19 protein-coding genes are annotated in these 14,668 nt (G+C 36.2%); 16 read left to right on the forward strand and 3 right to left on the reverse strand.

Translation table 11 applies throughout. The features are described from left to right. Positions 1-28: 28 nt before the first annotated feature. From DN410_RS16705 to DN410_RS16750, 10 genes are all read left to right on the forward strand, one after another. Positions 29-1,555, forward strand: a complete 1,527-nt coding sequence (locus DN410_RS16705) for a sodium-dependent transporter (protein ID WP_149177319.1) — start codon at positions 29-31, stop codon at positions 1,553-1,555. Further along, on the forward strand, positions 1,555-1,653 hold the full coding sequence (locus tag DN410_RS16710) for a methionine/alanine import family NSS transporter small subunit (RefSeq protein ID WP_000016824.1): 99 nt from the start codon (positions 1,555-1,557) through the stop codon (positions 1,651-1,653). The genes DN410_RS16705 and DN410_RS16710 overlap by 1 nt, the downstream gene beginning before the upstream one ends. Before the next feature lie 115 nt (positions 1,654-1,768). Next, positions 1,769-2,389, forward strand: coding sequence for a stage V sporulation protein AA (locus DN410_RS16715; RefSeq protein ID WP_149177320.1), 621 nt, complete (start codon positions 1,769-1,771; stop codon positions 2,387-2,389). After that, positions 2,382-2,798 carry a stage V sporulation protein SpoVAB gene (spoVAB, locus tag DN410_RS16720; RefSeq protein ID WP_149177591.1) on the forward strand — a complete coding sequence of 139 codons (417 nt, stop codon included), beginning with the start codon at positions 2,382-2,384 and terminating at the stop codon, positions 2,796-2,798. Before DN410_RS16715 ends, spoVAB begins: the two co-directional genes overlap by 8 nt. 11 nt (positions 2,799-2,809) lie before the next feature. Next, complete coding sequence (gene spoVAC, locus DN410_RS16725) at positions 2,810-3,268, forward strand: stage V sporulation protein AC (RefSeq protein ID WP_149177321.1); 459 nt, start codon at positions 2,810-2,812, stop codon at positions 3,266-3,268. Positions 3,269-3,281: 13 nt separating this feature from the next. Then, on the forward strand, positions 3,282-4,298 hold the full coding sequence (gene spoVAD, locus DN410_RS16730) for a stage V sporulation protein AD (protein ID WP_149177322.1): 1,017 nt from the start codon (positions 3,282-3,284) through the stop codon (positions 4,296-4,298). A gap of 3 nt (positions 4,299-4,301) precedes the next feature. Further along, positions 4,302-4,652 carry a stage V sporulation protein AE gene (spoVAE, locus tag DN410_RS16735; protein ID WP_149177323.1) on the forward strand — a complete coding sequence of 117 codons (351 nt, stop codon included), beginning with the start codon at positions 4,302-4,304 and terminating at the stop codon, positions 4,650-4,652. A 6-nt stretch (positions 4,653-4,658) separates the two neighbouring features. After that, positions 4,659-5,228, forward strand: a complete 570-nt coding sequence (gene spoVAEA, locus DN410_RS16740; protein ID WP_149177324.1) for a stage V sporulation protein SpoVABEA — start codon at positions 4,659-4,661, stop codon at positions 5,226-5,228. After that, a complete protein-coding gene (gene spoVAF, locus DN410_RS16745; RefSeq protein WP_149177325.1) occupies positions 5,215-6,687 on the forward strand; it encodes a spore germination protein SpoVAF in 1,473 nt (490 codons plus the stop codon). The genes spoVAEA and spoVAF overlap by 14 nt, the downstream gene beginning before the upstream one ends. Before the next feature lie 97 nt (positions 6,688-6,784). Beyond that, on the forward strand, positions 6,785-7,588 hold the full coding sequence (locus DN410_RS16750) for a Cof-type HAD-IIB family hydrolase (RefSeq protein WP_149177326.1): 804 nt from the start codon (positions 6,785-6,787) through the stop codon (positions 7,586-7,588). Positions 7,589-7,620: 32 nt separating this feature from the next. Here the strand turns inward: DN410_RS16750 and DN410_RS16755 are convergent, their stop codons facing one another. Continuing rightward, positions 7,621-8,487, reverse strand: a complete 867-nt coding sequence (locus DN410_RS16755; RefSeq protein ID WP_149177327.1) for a DUF1002 domain-containing protein — start codon at positions 8,485-8,487, stop codon at positions 7,621-7,623. Positions 8,488-8,674: 187 nt separating this feature from the next. On the opposite strand from DN410_RS16755, the gene DN410_RS16760 reads away from it, so the two are divergent. Both DN410_RS16760 and ribT read left to right on the forward strand, forming a co-directional pair. Further along, entirely contained in the window at positions 8,675-9,112 is a 438-nt protein-coding gene (locus DN410_RS16760) for a peptidylprolyl isomerase (protein ID WP_088230290.1), read from the forward strand. Positions 9,113-9,588: 476 nt separating this feature from the next. After that, positions 9,589-9,960, forward strand: a complete 372-nt coding sequence (ribT, locus tag DN410_RS16765; protein WP_149177328.1) for a GNAT family N-acetyltransferase RibT — start codon at positions 9,589-9,591, stop codon at positions 9,958-9,960. A 20-nt stretch (positions 9,961-9,980) separates the two neighbouring features. Here ribT and DN410_RS16770 read toward each other — a convergent pair whose 3' ends face one another. Then, entirely contained in the window at positions 9,981-10,499 is a 519-nt protein-coding gene (locus tag DN410_RS16770) for a DUF309 domain-containing protein (protein WP_149177329.1), read from the reverse strand. A gap of 96 nt (positions 10,500-10,595) precedes the next feature. After that, on the reverse strand, positions 10,596-10,691 hold the full coding sequence (locus DN410_RS16775; protein WP_000510194.1) for a YjcZ family sporulation protein: 96 nt from the start codon (positions 10,689-10,691) through the stop codon (positions 10,596-10,598). Positions 10,692-10,860: 169 nt separating this feature from the next. Here DN410_RS16775 and scpA point away from each other — a divergent pair, with 169 nt between their 5' ends. The 4 genes from scpA (at position 10,861) to nagA (ending at position 14,668) form a co-directional block, all read left to right on the forward strand. Then, entirely contained in the window at positions 10,861-11,604 is a 744-nt protein-coding gene (gene scpA, locus DN410_RS16780; RefSeq protein ID WP_149177330.1) for a segregation/condensation protein A, read from the forward strand. A 157-nt stretch (positions 11,605-11,761) separates the two neighbouring features. Continuing rightward, complete coding sequence (gene scpB, locus DN410_RS16790) at positions 11,762-12,334, forward strand: segregation/condensation protein ScpB (protein ID WP_149177331.1); 573 nt, start codon at positions 11,762-11,764, stop codon at positions 12,332-12,334. 78 nt (positions 12,335-12,412) lie between these two features. Then, positions 12,413-13,315: a ComEC/Rec2 family competence protein gene (locus DN410_RS16795; protein ID WP_149177332.1), complete on the forward strand. Its 903-nt coding sequence runs from the start codon at positions 12,413-12,415 to the stop codon at positions 13,313-13,315. Positions 13,316-13,525: 210 nt separating this feature from the next. Beyond that, the gene (gene nagA / locus DN410_RS16800) at positions 13,526-14,668 is read left to right on the forward strand and encodes an N-acetylglucosamine-6-phosphate deacetylase (protein WP_149177592.1); all 1,143 of its coding nucleotides are present in this window, start codon (positions 13,526-13,528) and stop codon (positions 14,666-14,668) included.

Genomic DNA, 14,668 nt, shown 5'->3' on the forward strand with positions numbered 1-14,668 from the left:
TGAACTTGTCACAAAGGGGGAAGGAAACATGGAAACGAGGCAACAATGGGGAACGAGGGCTGGATTTATTTTCGCAGCGGTCGGCTCTGCCGTTGGGTTAGGGAACATATGGCGTTTTCCTTATACAGCATATGAAAACGGAGGAGGCGCATTCTTTTTACCGTACTTATTCGCATTATTAACGACTGGTATTTCATTGTTAGCGTTTGAATTTGCTCTCGGGCATCGCCATCGTGGTTCGGCGCCACTTACATTTTTTCGCATTCATCCACGTGCTGAATTTATTGGTTGGTGGCAAATGTGTGTAACATTTATCGTATCAACATATTATGCTGTAATTATTGCTTGGTCTATTTCCTATACATATTTTGCAATTACTGGAGCATGGGGGAAGGACACGGAATCATTTTTATTTAAAGAATATTTACATGTTGCGGATAAACCAGGACAATTTGGAGGGCTTGTGCCAGAAGTATTAATTCCATTAGCGCTCGTTTGGATTATTGTGCTTGGTGTTGCATTTAAAGGAGTTAAAAAAGGAATCGAAGTCGTTAACCGTATTTTTATTCCCTTACTAGTTGTGATGTTCCTGATTATCGTAGTTCGTGCAGTGACAATGGAAGGTGCGATGCAAGGATTAGATGCATTCTTTAAACCGGATTGGAGTCGTATTTTTGATGGGAAAGTATGGCTTGCTGCTTACGGTCAAATTTTCTTTAGTTTATCATTAGCATTCGGAATTATGATTACGTATTCTAGTTATTTACCGAAAAACTCAGATACAACAAATAATGCTTTTATTACAGGGTTTGCGAATTCAGGATTCGAATTATTAGCAGGTATTGGTGTTTTTGCAGCTCTTGGATTTATGGCGAACAATATGGGGGTACCAGTTGATAAAGTTGCGAGTGCTGGTGTAGGGCTTGCATTTGTCGTATTCCCGCAAATTATAAATGAGTTACCGATGTCATCGTTATTTGGAGTATTATTTTTCTTATCTTTAACTGTTGCTGGAATTACATCACTCATTTCACTTGCGGAAGTATGCTTTGCCGCTGTATCTGAAAAATTCAGCTTAAGTCGCCAAAAGACGATTGGAATTATGGGAACACTTCTAGTGTTAGTTTCTCTTGTTTTTGCAACACGTGGTGGACTTATGTTCCTAGATGTTGTAGATTATTTCGCTAACAATTTTGGATTGATTTCAATAGCACTTGTGGAAGTAGTGACAATCGGACTGTTTCTACGCCGTTTACCAGTTTATCAAAATCACGCAAACTTCGTATCTGATATAAAGTTAGGGACGTTTTGGAGAGTGAGTTTACTCGTTATTACTCCGCTTATGTTAGGATACATGTTAATTGATGGTATAATCCAAAATATTCAAAAGAACTATGGAGATTATCCAACAGAGTTTGTCGTAACATATGGTTGGTCAATTGCAGCAGCGTTCCTTATTGTTGCACTAATCATTAGTCTAAAAAAATGGAATGCACAAATACATTCGGATTCTGCTAAGCTTGAAAAAGAATGGAAAGATCGAGGTGTTTCATAATGAGTGGATCAGCGATTATGATGATGATCATTGGTATTGTAGTCATTTGGGGCGGGCTTGCATTAAGTATCGCAAATTTATTCAAGAAAAAGGCATAAACTAAAAAACATCTGTACCGAAACGGTACAGATGTTTTTTTATGAAAAATTGTATGAGAAAAAAATCCAATAACCATACTACAACTACGAGGAAGAGTGAAGAGGTGAATGTAAATTGGAACGAACTATATATATTAAAATGCGCAACCGCTTAAAAGTTTCTCCTTCGTATGAAGTGAAGCTCGGTGATGTTGCTCAGCTTGCTGGAGATGCTTTCGTAGTTGAAGCGTTACAAAATGAGATTGTTTACAAAATAACAGCACACGATAAGACGCATGTTGTAATTGATGTTATGAAGATAATTGAGATCATTAGGCAAAAAGCGGCTCACATACAAATTAATTTACTCGGTTCTGGACAAACTCTTGTTGAAATTATTTATGAAAAAAAGAAAGTGCACCCAGTTTTCTTTGGACTTGTATGGTTATTACTTTTTATTGGAGCAGCTCTTGCAATCATTTATTTCCATGAGGACGTAAGTATGCAACAAGTACATCAACGGTTATATTACATGATTACTGGAGAGTTTAAGGAGCAACCACTATTATTTCAAATTCCATATTCAGTAGGTCTTGGATTAGGTATGGTTTTATTTTTTAATCATGTATTTCAAAAGAGAATTAATGAAGAGCCGAGTCCGTTAGAAGTCGAGATGTTTCAATATCAACAGGCGCTTGATCAATATGTAATTGTGAACGAAAACAAGGATAACATGAAACAGCTTGCCGATGATTGAATGTGGGTTTGTTATATTAATTGGTTTAGCTGGCGGGATTGCAGTAGGGAGCGGGTATGTTGCCTTTTTGGCTGTACTTGGTATAATCCCTCGTTTAGCTCAACTAACGAGAAGTGGAAAGCATGTTCAATATTTTGAGTGGGCTGTCATTGCGGGTACGTTAACAGGGGCTTGGTGTAGTTTGAAAAACATTACATTTCAAACATCGCAATATTGGCTTGTAATATTAGGGTTATTTTGTGGCACATTCATTGGAATGCTTGCTGCAGCATTAACAGAAGTATTAAATGTTTTACCTATTTTAGCGAAACGAGTTGGGGTAGAGGGGAAAATTATTATTTTACTCGTTGCTCTTGTACTTGGAAAAGTAATAGGCTCATTGTTTCACTGGATTTATTTCGTAAAGTAGGAGGCATATTAATGAAAACGCGAAAATTGAAAGATGATTACATAAATAAAGTGAAAGAGTACCATCCAAAACCAAACTATTTGCTGAATTGTGTGAAGGCATTTCTTGTAGGAGGGCTCATTTGTACAGTTGGGGAAGTATTGATGAAATTTTATATACATTATTTTCACTTTAGTGAACAAGAGGCAGGAAATCCGACAGTTGCAACTCTTGTTTTATTATCAGCGATTTTAACAGGGTGTGGTGTATATGATAAAATCGGTCAATTTGCTGGAGCAGGATCGGCAGTTCCAGTTACTGGATTTGCGAATTCTATGGCGAGTGCTGCGCTAGAACATAAGAGTGAGGGCATTGTTCTAGGAATTGCAACAAACATGTTTAAGCTTGCTGGAAGTGTTATCGTGTTTGGCGTTGTTGGAGCATATATTATCGGATTAATAAGGTACACTTTTAAAATTTTTATGTCTTAAAGGAGGGGCGAGTATGAGGTTGACCGGGAAACAAACGTGGGTATTTCAAAATGATATTTATGTGAATGCAACCGGTACTGCTGTCGGTCCGAAAGAAGCTGAAGGCCCTCTTGGAAAGGATTTTGACATTTCATATGATGATTTACACTGTGGAGAAGAAAACTGGGAACTTGCTGAACGAAGATTAATGTCAGATTCAATTCAACAAGCGGTGCAAAAAGGGAATATAAAAACATCGGAAATTGATTTCTTTTTAGCTGGCGATTTATTAAATCAAACAGTGACAGCAAATTATGTTGCTAGGGAGTTTGGCATCCCTTTTTTAGGAATGTTTAGCGCTTGTGCAACGTCAATGGAAACTTTAGCGGTGGGATCAGCCTTTATAGACGGTGGATTTGCCAATCGTGTCTTAGCTACAGTAAGCAGTCATAATGCAACAGCTGAAAGGCAATTTCGTTATCCAACAGAGTACGGGGGGCAAAAACCGGGAACAGCAAATTCAACTGTTACAGGTGCGGGATCCATATTAATTAGCAAAGAAAAAAGTGCCATTAAAATTACAGCAGCTACGATTGGGAAAGTACAGGATTTAGGAATAGCGAATCCTTTAGATATGGGATCGGCGATGGCGCCAGCAGCTGCTCATACAATTCAGCAGCATTTTGAAGATTTGAGGAGAAGTGCAACTGACTACGATTTGATTGTTACAGGTGATTTATCAGGTGTTGGGACACCACTCGCGAAGCAACTATTATTGGAAGAAGGTTACGAGCTTGGGCATATATATACTGATTGTGGATTAATGATTTATGATTCCGATCAAGAAGAGGTATTTGCTGGTGGTAGTGGCTGCGCTTGTTCAGCTGTTGTCACATATGGTCATTTATTACGAGAGATGCAAAAAGGGAATTTACAACGAATTTTGGTCGTTGCTACCGGTGCGTTATTAAGTCCGATGATGATGCAGCAGAAAGAAACGATTCCGACGATTGCACATGGTGTCGTATTTGAGAGAGTGAAAGGAGAGTGAAATGTGGATTTTATATATGCATTTCTTGTAGGTGGCGCTATTTGTGTAATTGGACAAATATTGTTAGATTTCGCAAAGTTAACCCCAGCGCATTTAATGGCAACTTTTGTAGTTATCGGAGCGATTTTAGATGGATTTGGATTGTACGATAAGCTTATAAAGTTCGCGGGTGCCGGGGCAACAGTTCCTATTACAAGCTTTGGTCATTCACTATTGCACGGAGCGATGCATGCGGCAGAGAAACACGGTTATTTAGGAATTGGCATTGGCATGTTTAGTTTAACGTCTGCGGGCATTTCCGCAGCGATATTGTTTTCATTTTTTGTAGCAATTATATGTAAACCGAAAGGATAAAATCAAATGAGACGAAGGGTTGTTTTGGTTACAGATGGAGATGAATATGCAAAGCGGACAATTGAGCTGTTAACAAAGGAATTTGGGGGAAGGTGTATTTCAGCATCGCAAAGTAATCCAACCAAATTGACAGGGAAGAAAGTTGTTGAGCTTATTATGCAAACGCCATATGACCCTGTATTTGTCATGTTTGATGACAGTGGATTTATTGGAGAAGGTTCTGGTGAAAAGGCTTTAAAATATGTAGCAACACATAAACAAATCGATGTGCTGGGTATTTTAGCAGTAGCGTCTAATACACATCATTGGGAATGGGCACGAGTAGATGTAAGTGTGGATAGAGACGGGAATTTAACGGAATACGGTGTTGATAAGTTTGGATTACCAGATGGTGAGGTTGGCAGGATTAGCGGAGATACGATTTATTGTTTAGATGATTTAAATGTGCCTGTCATTGTTGGTGTTGGGGATATTGGCAAGATGTGTGGTAACGATGAATGGGAGAGAGGATCACCTATTACTAAAAAAGCAATTCAACTAATTTTGGAAAGGAGTGGGTTTTATGACCAAGCCTAAAAAAGTGAATATACCTATCTCAACTTTTATAAGTGATAATGAAAATTATTTAAAGCAGACGGTTGGATTAGGTGTTACATACGATGTTGGTATTCGTAAATTTCAAATTTTAAATAAAGAAATTGGTGTGTTATTTGTAAATGGACTTTGTGATACAAATTATATTATCCCTATTTTAGAAGAAGCAGTGGATACAAATGAAATAAGAGATGTAGAAGAAGATACAGTGAAGCTTTTAGAGAATCGTTTAATTCATCAGCAAGTAAGTAAAGTGAAAACGATGGATGAGGTAATGCTCCAAGTATTATCAGGACTTATCGTTATATTTGTGGAGGGTGAAACGGAAGCGTTTGCGATTGATGTTCGAAGTTATCCAGGGCGAACGCCGACAGAACCAGATACTGAAAAAGTAGTACGTGGTGCGAGAGATGGATTTGTTGAAAATATCGTTGTAAATACAGCGTTAATTCGTAGAAGAATTCGCGACCCACGTCTCCGAAATGAAATGATTCGAGTAGGGGATAGATCGCAAACGGATATTTGTATTACATACGTTCAAGATGTTGCAAATCCGGATTTAGTTAAGATTATAAAACAAGAACTAAGTAGCATTGAAGTAGATGGGATTACGATGGCGGATAAAACGATAGAGGAATTTGTCGTTAAACAAGGTTATAATCCATTCCCGCTTATTCGATATACAGAAAGACCAGATGTAGCAGCAAATCATCTACTAGAAGGACATGTATTAGTACTCGTTGACACATCACCAAGTGCTATGATCACTCCAACAACATATTTCCACCATTTACAGCATGCGGAAGAGTTTAGACAAAATCCAGCTGTAGGTACATTTTTACGTTGGGTACGTTTTTTAGGTGTTATATTTTCGCTGTTCTTACTACCTTTTTGGTTAGTGTTTGTTTTTGATCCAACTCTTTTACCGGAAAGTCTTGCTTTCATTGGACCAAACAAGATGACGCATTTACCAATTTTATTACAAATTTTGATGGCCGAAATCGGACTTGAATTTTTAAGGATGGCTGCCATTCATACACCGACATCATTGTCGTCTGCAGCAGGATTAATTTCTGCCATATTAATTGGTCAAATTGCAATTGATGTAGGTTTGTTTGTACCAGAAGTTATTTTGTACGTAGCAGTTTCTATGATTGGGGCATACGCAACACCGAGTTATGAACTAGGGCTTGGGAATAAAGTCGGAAAGCTATTTGTCATTATTTTGACAGGTATATTTCATGAAATAGGATTTGTAGTCGGAATGACGATATTGATTTTATTTTTAACGTCTATAAAAAGTTTACAAACGCCGTATTTATGGCCGTTTTTACCATTTGATTGGGGCGCATTAACAAAAATTTTACTCCGTCCAACGATGTCTAGTTTAAAAGTACGACCAAGTATTGTAAGACCTCAAAATGTAAAAAGACAAAAATAAACGGGATTATACTCCCGTTTATTTTTTTATCGAAAATTTATTGTTTTTTTAACAAAAATCAAACATTTTTTGTGTACACTTAGAGTAGACATTGTGTATGGAAGGGGAAGAGGACATGATTAAATTATTTGTAAGTGATTTAGATGATACGCTCGTTTACAATGTGAATCATATGCAAAAAGAAGATGAACGGGCAATTTGTTGGTTAGCGGAAAAAGGGACAAATATTTGTTTTGCCTCTGGTCGTTTTACGCACAGAATTGATGAAGTCGTAAAAAGGTTTGCATTCCCATACTACACAACTGGTTTAAATGGGGCAACAATGTTACTGCCGGATGGAACCGTATTTCATGAATCGAGTTTTGAAGAGCAGGTTGCCCAGGAAATATATCGATATATACATAAAAAGGGGCTAGCGGATATTGTTTGTGCAAATGAGCAGCGATATACAAAAAGAAAGAATGAAAATCATCATTCTTTTGAAGCGTATATGGGTGTGCATATTGCTGAGATTGAAGCATTAGAAGCTGAATTTGGGAAAACAGTACATCCAGCGAAATTATTTGTATTTGGGGAAGAAGAAAAAATTATAGCGTTAGATCAAGAGTTACGGGATACTTTTCATGGCGAAGCGGAGGTCTTTATATCAGGTAAACGCTATGTTGATATTATGCCAAGGGGCGTAAGTAAGGGAAGTGCCCTCAAGCGATTAATGGAACATTTACAAATTGAAGCAAATGAAGTTGCATGTATTGGAGATTCCTTCAATGATATTTCTATGTTTGAAGTAACCCCGCATTCATTTACTCTTCACCATGCTCATCCATATGTGAAGGAGAAGGCAAATCATGTTGTTCGGTCGGTTGAAGAAGCTGTTATGAAATTGCCGTTACTCGTATAAAAAAAGAAGCCCGTCACTGGCGAGCTTCTTTTTTACTTGAATAAAGATTTAACAAAATCAATAATACTAGAGAAGAAATCTTTCACTTTATCTAGGAAGCCTTGACCTTCTTCAGATCCTAAAAAGGCAGAAACATGTTCTTTGGCTTTATTTAATTGACTGCCAACTTGATTCCAATCGATATTAAGATTTTTCATTTTATCAAATAACGTTACTAAGTTATCTAGTTGCTCATCCGTTAATGTAATGCCAAGTTGATCAGCAATTTTTTTAATTAATGAACGTAAATCTTCTGTTGTTTTTGGCTGTTCTTTTGCAATTTCTTCTTTAATTTTTGCAACAAGTTGAACTGCTTTTTCTTCACCGATTTTATCGCCGAGCTGGGCTGTTTGCACCATTTCTTCGTTGGCTACTTTTTTTACTTCCTCAGGAATTGCTTTATTTGATGTCGTCTCATAAGCCTTCATTAACCCTGTTAAAGCAGCAGTTCCTGAAACTTTAAATGGCGCAGTAATTTGAATCTCTGCATCTTTCACACCTGCTGTAATAAGTGCATTTGTGTACATTGCATCTGTTATTGAATTAATGTTTTTCGAACGTACAATAAGACCAGATCCTGGTTTTGTGTATGTAATCATAGAAGAGGAAATTGCTCGTGTACCAATTTGTGCTTTTGGAACAATTCCGTCTAGAAATTTATGTTCTTCCGCATTAGACACAGTAATGATTGTAGCATCTTTTGGTGCTTTCATTTCTTTTAACAGATCTTGTTTTTGTTGTTCAGATAAGTTTTCTCCTAGTGTAACAATTGATTCTCCCTCAATGATGTCTGCGAATGAAGCTGTTGGCATCATAAATACCGTAACAGCTAATAGCAGAGCTAGTAATTTCGTTTTCACGAAAAATCGCTCCCTTTCTCTTTCTGAAATTTTCGGGCAACACAGTTATTATAGTATATATTTCTTATTTGTCACCTAGCTTTTGCCACATTTCAAAAAAGAACGGTGTAGATTGTCGGATTCTTTTTGTTTCTAGTCATGAATGTGGTAATATAATGCTGAGATAGTTGAAAGGAGACATATACGTATGAAAACTTTAGGATACATATTAATGGAAAATGGTGAAAAAATCGATTTAGAATTCTTCCCGGAGGAAGCGCCAAAAACAGTAGAAAACTTTAAAAAATTAGCAGAGCAAGGATTTTATGACGGTGTGACATTCCACCGTGTTATTCCTGGTTTCGTAAGCCAAGGTGGAGACCCAACAGGCACAGGTGCAGGTGGCCCAGGTTACTCTATTCCATGTGAAACTGATGCAAACCCGCATAGACACCTTGTAGGATCACTTTCTATGGCTCATGCTGGCCGTAACACAGGTGGTAGCCAGTTCTTTATCGTTCATGAGCCACAACCACATTTAGACGGTGTACATACTGTATTCGGTAAAGCGACAAGCGGTATTGAAACAGTATTAAACATGCGTCAAGGCGATGTAATGAAAGAAGTTAAAGTTTGGGAAGAATAAGTTATGGAAAAAGAGAGCTTTTGCTCTCTTTTTTATTTTTAAAATAGGAATGGGTATTTCCATTGCGTTACATGATACAAGTCAAGTAGTACTGTTATTGTTGTTAAAATATATTACTTATGAGAACAAACTTTTAACAAATTACATAGAATACTTTAGATTATATGGTTCCAATAAATATTTTTTGTTATATAAATTTTGCTAGAATTACTCTGCTATAAGGTGAATAGTAATGAGGCGGTAATGAGTAGTGGATGTTTCTCTTAACTTTCATAGAAATTGTCTCTTTTTTTTATTTATTTAGAAAGAAACAGTACTGAAACATATATTTGACTTTCTTCTTTTCACTTTGTATGATTATCAAGTTGTTTTTAGCACTTCTCACTCTGTTGAAAATATTGTAAAATGAATGTGATATGAAAAGAGTGGTTGAGGGGATTAATAGTTTGTAACTTTTGTAAGAAGGGATAAGGGTTATGTTAATTCGTTTTAAAAAAAGTTATGAAAAGATTGCAATGGGGCTTCTTTCATTTATGCCAACTGAAAAAGATGTAAAAACATTACAATTGACTATGAAAGAGTATGAAGCAAAGGATGATTGGCAACTGTATTTGTGGAAACAAAATGAAGATTTTGTTGGGATAATGGGGATTGTAAAAAAAGAAAAGAATCAAGTACTAGAAATTCAGCATTTGAGTGTGAACCCGTCTCACCGTCATATGGGGATTGGGACGAAGATGGTTCAAGAGTTAAAGAGTAAATTTCTTGAGTTTACAATTTGCGGAAATGAGCAAACAGCAAGTTTTTGCGAAAAATGTAAAGGGCTTGAACAAAATATACATTCGTGAAAGCAGAGATAAGTATTTTATTATCTCTGCTTTCTTTTTTGTAATTGTTCGTTTCGTTCAGTGATTACTTCTGTTCGATCACGCAATGTATGCTTATGAATGATATATTCACTAGGAGTAGCGTTCACATCTTTCCAAGGAAGGTTTTGTTGCTGACATAATTGCACGCATTCCTTTTCTAATGATGTGTCCCATAATGGTAAAAATAACGGTGTAAAACTTTCTTTTTTTTGTATAGATTGTACTCTTTCATTGAGTAAGGATAGAAGTTGTGTCTGATTGATTCCTAAACGTTGTAAATGTGCACTGTTTTTTTCTAAAATTGTGATTGCGCTTTTCATCATCTTTGTGGAACCATTCCAGTTAGAGCGTCTTTGATGGTATAAGGAAACTGCAATTTGAATAAGGCCAACTAAGTAATGATCACGATTTCCTCTAGGTTTTATTTTCCAATACTCTTCCAATATTTCATGGCATTCAAAATAATCATAATCTCCGTGAAAATGAATTAAAAATTGTATGTATTCAGTAGGATACATTTTTTTCGCCCCTGTCTAACGGTTATAAATACAAGTGTATCATAGAAATATGAACAATAAACGGCTAGGGGATTTCCCTAGCCGTTATTGTTCATATTAGCAGAAGCAAGCTGCCCCTACAATAATTAGTAAAATAAACAATACAACAAGTAATGCGAACCCACCGCTAAAACCGCAATCAACGTGACCCATAGTTTTTTGACCTCCTACATTGTTCTTACTACACTGTTATCATATGAAGCGATGGGCATGATGACATAGGCATAGGTCTATTTTTAATTAAATTTCTTAAAAAGGTTGGATAGAACATGAGTATGCTCTATACTTATGTTGTTATAGAAAAAATGTGGTGGGATGCTTTGTGCAGTATAATTTTAAAGTAGAGGCTTTTGAAGGGCCTTTAGATTTATTGTTACATTTAATACATCGTTATGAAATTGATATATATAATATTCCTGTAGCGGAAATTACAGAGCAATATTTATCATATGTTCATACGATGAAGGAACTACAATTAGATGTTGCAAGTGAGTATTTAGTAATGGCTGCAACGTTATTACAAATTAAAAGTAAAATGTTGTTGCCGAAACATGAAGAAGATGTACTTGATAACGGTGATGACTTTATAGATGATCCTCGTCAAGAATTGATGGAGAGGTTAATTGAATATAAGAAATATAAGCAAGTTGCTACTGAGTTAAAAGAAAGAGAACAAGAAAGAGCACAGCTATATACACGTCCGCCAATTGATTTTACATCGTTGCAACAAGAAGAGGAGACAAGCTTGCCTCTTGATGTTACGTTATATGATATGCTAGCGGCATTTCAAAAACTAATGCGCCGTAAAAAAGCGAAAAAACCTGTAACGACACGTATAACTCGTCAAGAAATACCAATTGAACAGCGAATGACTGATATTTTAAAGCAGTTAGAAATACAAGGTGGTCGTCAAAGTTTTTATGATTTGTTTGCTGATGATGAACGTGAAATAATGGTTGTAACATTTTTAGCGGTTCTTGAGCTTATGAAAAATCAACAAATCATAATTGAGCAAGAACATAATTTTGATGAAATTTTCGTATCAAGCTCTAATAAATCCGTATAGAGTTGGTATAGAAAAATGAGGTGGAAACATTTTATCTCATGTTACGCTTTAATGTATCGTTTGGAACAAGAAAAGAAATATTGAACCGAACGCATTGACTGTGATTCGGTTTTTTGATGTGTATTTTTATGGGAATCAGGAGAAAGGAGTTTGTAAAATGGATAGAAAAGAACAGAAATCAATTATTGAAGGGCTTTTATTTGTTTCAGGTGATGAAGGGATTTATCCAGAACAAATAGCGAAAGTTCTTGAGATTGAAATGAAAGAAGTAATTGATACTTTAGAAGAAATGCAAAAGGACTGTGAAGAGTCACATCGTGGTTTGCAAATTGTACAGTATGCAAAAGTATATCGTTTTGCAACAAAGAAAGAACATGCTTCGTATTATCAAAAATTAATAGATATTCCAACAGCTGCTTCACTCTCTCAAGCTGCACTTGAAACATTAGCGATTGTTGCATATCGCCAACCGATTACAAGGACTGAAATGGAAGAGATTAGAGGGGTAAAAACTGATAAGGCGTTACAAACGTTAGTTTCACACTTGCTTATAAAAGAAACAGGAAGAGCAGAAGGGCCTGGACGTCCTATTTTATATGGAACGACGAAAGAATTTTTGGACACATTCGGATTGAAAACATTAGATGATTTACCGGCGCTATCTGAAGAAAACGAGCAAATGAATGAAGCGGATTTATTCTTCGGTTCTTTACAAGAAATATCAAAATAAAAGCTTAGCATTTTGCTAAGCTTTTTTTGTATATCAATTATATACCGTGCCATACTAAGTGAAAAAAGGAGACGGGTTATGAGAGGTATGCGAAGTATTTTAATATTAGTTGTAGTGTTGTTATGCTTTTCTTTAAATAGTGCATCGGCTAAAAGATATATGATGTCTATTCACGCTACGTCTCCTTTACATATGCAGCGGCAGCATCTCGGTAAAATGAAAGTGAGTTTTTTAAAAGTTGGGCAAGGGGATGCAACACTTATCACTTTGCCGAATGGACAAACGATGTTAATAGACGGTGGACCTTATGAAGCAGGAGAGGTCATTATTCAAAAATTAATTGAGAAAGGGATTAATCATTTAGATGTTATTGTCAGTACGCATCCTGATATGGACCATATAGGTGGTTTGATTCCGATTGTAGAACAAATGCCAGTTGCACTAATACTAGATAGCGGGAAAACATATAGCTCTATTACTTATCATACGTATCGGAATCATATTAAAAAAAGAGGAATACCATTTGTATCAGTGAAAGAAGGACAATACATACCACTAGATCCGCATGTTTCTATACAAGTATTAAACAATGGGACATCAAAAGATGAAAATAATGAATCTTCCATCGTGTTAAAGGTTCGATATGGAAAAGCAGATTTTTTATTAATGGGTGATGCAGATGTGCGGACGGAACATGAAATATTAAAGCAATTTGATGTACATGCGGATGTGTTAAAAGTGGGACATCATGGCTCATATACTTCAACAAGTGAAACGTTTATAAAAAAAGTAGAACCGCAGTTCGCTATTCTTTCATATGGGAGCAGGAATCCGTATGGACATCCACACCAAAGTGTAGTAAGGCGATTAAGACATCATGGTATAATGATATATGGAACAAATAAACGTACAGTAGAAATGGAAACTGACGGTGAACATATTACAATAGGGTCAAGTGGATTAATGCCTTTACTTAAGTAATTAATATTAATGGTGGATATTGCCCCTTTTTGGAAAAAATGAATAACATATATTATAATTGTGAGACACAAAATGAGTTTCCTTTTTTGGTAAACAAAGAGGAAATTTCTTTAGAATGTATAGACAACTACTCGTGCATATATTAAGATGGAATTAGGCGAATAAGGTAATAATAACAAGTAGGTATTTCATGGGAAAGGATCGATGAAAATGAAAACGCAAGTTGTCATCAATGCCAAAATTTATACAGGTCAAGAAGTAGTGGAAAACGGATTTATTCGTTACGCAGAAACAATTAAAGAAATTGGTTTGATGGCTCAGTATGTACCACAAGAAAATGAAACTATTTTTGATGCTACAGGGAAGATTGTCATTCCAGGTATGATTGATGTTCATATTCACGGTGGATACGATATTGATGCGATGGATGCAAATAGCGATGGGTTAGTAACTCTAGGTAAAGAAATGTTAAAAGAAGGAGTTACAACTTACTTCCCAACAACAATGACACAAGCTCCAGAAGCGATCGAAGCGGCGCTAAGTGCTGCGAAGGAAGCGAAAGAAAAAGGAGCACATTTCGAATATATTCACTTAGAAGGCCCATATGTTTCAAAAAAACGTGCAGGTGCACAACCACTTGAACATATTGTTCCTGCGAATATTGAACAATTTAAACAATGGCAGGAAGCAAGTGGGAATCTAATTAAATTAGTAACATATGCACCAGAAGAAGAAGGCGCATTAGAGTTTGAACAGTATCTTGCTGAAACTGGTGTTGTTGGCACAATGGGGCATACAGATGCAATTGATGCGCAACTAAAAAATAGAAACATTACACATGCAACGCATTTATACAATCAAATGCGTGGATTACATCACCGTGAACCAGGAGTTGTTGGTCATGTGTTATTAAATCCAGATGTAATGGTGGAAGTAATTACAGATGGTATTCACATTCACCCTGATATGGTGAAATTAGCATATAAATTAAAAGGACCGAAAAAAGTAAGTGTTATTACTGACGCAATGCGTGCAAAAGGTCTTGAAGATGGATTATATGAGCTTGGCGGACAGCCAGTACATGTAAAAGATGGTAGTGCTCGATTAGAAGATGGAACGTTAGCGGGTAGTATTCTAAAAATGGATCAAGCTTTCCGAAATGTAATTGAATTTACAGGTTGTTCAATCGAAGATGCAGTACTGATGACATCAGTTAACCAAGCAGAAGAGTTTGGATTAAATAATAAAGGTGCATTAGCGGTAGGAAAAGATGCAGACTTTGTTGTGATGAATGAAGATTTACATGTATATGATACGGTTCGTTTAGGAATTCATATGAAGGAAGGGAAGTAA

This window comes from Bacillus sp. SH5-2 (assembly GCF_008368905.1).
In the GTDB taxonomy this organism is placed as follows: domain Bacteria; phylum Bacillota; class Bacilli; order Bacillales; family Bacillaceae_G; genus Bacillus_A; species Bacillus_A luti.